Here is a 1,655-nt window from a genome sequence, read left to right as displayed (position 1 = left end):
CGCCAACCGCCGCCGTCGGGGATCCGTCCGACCTTCTTCACGTCAAGGTGCACCATGTGCCCGGGATGCTTCGCGGTGATCGTCCTGACCTCACGGTTCGTCTCACCACTCGGGTCTATGAATCGACGGCGGTTTAAGCCGAGCTGTGCCAGGTGCCGGGTGACGGTGCGCCGACTGACCGCAACACCGTCTGCATGCAGTTCGAAGGCGATGCGGGATGCCGACCACTTGTGCTCGCGCCGCAGCTCCTCGATTCGAGCTACCGTCTCGCCAGGAGTCGCACCCGGCTGCCGGGCCGGAGTCGACGAACGATCAAGCAGGCCGAGTTCGCCGAACTGGCGGTATCGGTTCACCCACTTCGATGCAGTTGCGCGGGAGATGCCCATCTCGGCCGCGACGTGTGCAATGGGACGAGTACGGCAGCGTTCGATCAGTCGTTGGCGACCTTCGGGAGTGAGTGGCGCATTCTTGTGACTACGCCAGCGTGGCGTGTCGCCGATCGACGAACTCGGGCTGGAGCTCATACTCAGCGCAAGGATGTACTGATCCCGTCGTGGATCGACATGCTTAGAACAGTCCCAACACCAGGGTGATCGCGAGGAACAGCGCCAGCTGATAGCTGGTGTTGATGGTCGTCAGTTTCAGAGGCTTCTGTTCGAACGAGTTGTGCTGAAGAAGGGTCGACGCGGAAAGTGTCAGCCAAGCAACCGCGCCAACCACCAAGGCCATCCACACGGAGTCGTTGCCAGTCGCCGCCGACGTGAGCCCGACGGCGAACGCGAGCCCGACAGTGGTCACGGCATTGGCCACAGCGAGCAGAGTCAGATTCCGCGTTCGCACGGGCTTGCTCTTCTCCGGTGTGATGCCCGTGAGTCCCTCCCAGGCGTCGGCGATGGCACCCTTTGAATACCAGACCATTGCGACGATCATCCCTGCGACGAACGCGAGGAGTACACCAATCCAGCTGATCTCCATGCCACCTACCTCCCTGATAGCCAGGCCGCGGCTGACCTGGTAATGACTATTACTAGTTGATATAATCAAGCATGGTTGAAACTGTCAATCCCCTGTCGCGTCGAAGCTACGGCCAGTTCTGCGGGCTGGCGCGCGCGCTCGACATCGTCGGAGACCGTTGGAATCTCTTGATCGTGCGCGAGCTACTGCCCGGACCCCTCCGATACAGCGAGCTGAAAGCCTCCCTGCCTGGGGTCGCGAGCAACCTCCTGGCCGAACGACTGCGGACGATGGAAGACACCGGCGTGGTGGAGCGAGTGTTGGGAGACGCGGGAGTCCTTTATGGACTGACGCGCTGGGGCGCTGAACTTCAGGAACCGATGGAGGCTTTGGGGCGATGGGGCGTCCCTCTACTGGCCGCCGGGCAGGGTGATGACGAGTTCCGGCCACGATGGCTGACTCTTGCCTTGCCCGCCATTCTTCGCGGGAGAACAGCAACGCCTCCCGTAGAAGTCGGCTTCGAAGTGGAGAGCCTGCTCATCGTTCTCCGTATTGACGCGGACGGTCCGACGGCGCGCATCGGCGACGACCACTTACCGAAGACCGTTCTGGTGGCCGAGGCCGATACCGTCGTAGGCCTCGTCGCGGGCGCGCTCACCGTCGACCAAGCGTTCGATGCAGGTGAACTCCGCGGAGAGGCC

3 protein-coding genes are annotated in these 1,655 nt (G+C 62.5%); 1 reads left to right on the top strand and 2 read right to left on the bottom strand.

Translation table 11 applies throughout. From position 1 onward, the window contains the following. Both CGZ93_RS13975 and CGZ93_RS13970 read right to left on the bottom strand, forming a co-directional pair. Positions 1 to 524: helix-turn-helix domain-containing protein (locus CGZ93_RS13975; protein ID WP_141211220.1), on the bottom strand; the 524-nt coding region annotated here is incomplete at its 3' end. Positions 525 to 567: 43 nt separating this feature from the next. Further along, positions 568 to 975, bottom strand: coding sequence for a DUF1761 domain-containing protein (locus tag CGZ93_RS13970; RefSeq protein WP_094364779.1), 408 nt, complete (start codon positions 973 to 975; stop codon positions 568 to 570). Between the two features lie 71 nt (positions 976 to 1,046). Here CGZ93_RS13970 and CGZ93_RS13965 point away from each other — a divergent pair. Continuing rightward, positions 1,047 to 1,655, top strand: a 609-nt coding sequence (locus CGZ93_RS13965; RefSeq protein ID WP_094364780.1) for a winged helix-turn-helix transcriptional regulator, incomplete at its 3' end; no start/stop codon positions are given.

The sequence above is a fragment of the Enemella dayhoffiae genome (assembly GCF_002250625.1).
Taxonomy (GTDB): Bacteria; Actinomycetota; Actinomycetes; order Propionibacteriales; family Propionibacteriaceae; genus Enemella; species Enemella dayhoffiae.
Note: the sequence above shows the minus strand (reverse complement) of the source record. Positions and strands in the feature narration are given on the sequence as shown.

What these genes read in the sequence shown, in the direction of transcription:
- CGZ93_RS13970 (WP_094364779.1), bottom strand. Translation starts at nt 975, where the DNA reads ATGGAGATCAGCTGGATTGGTGTACTCCTCGCGTTCGTCGCAGGGATG.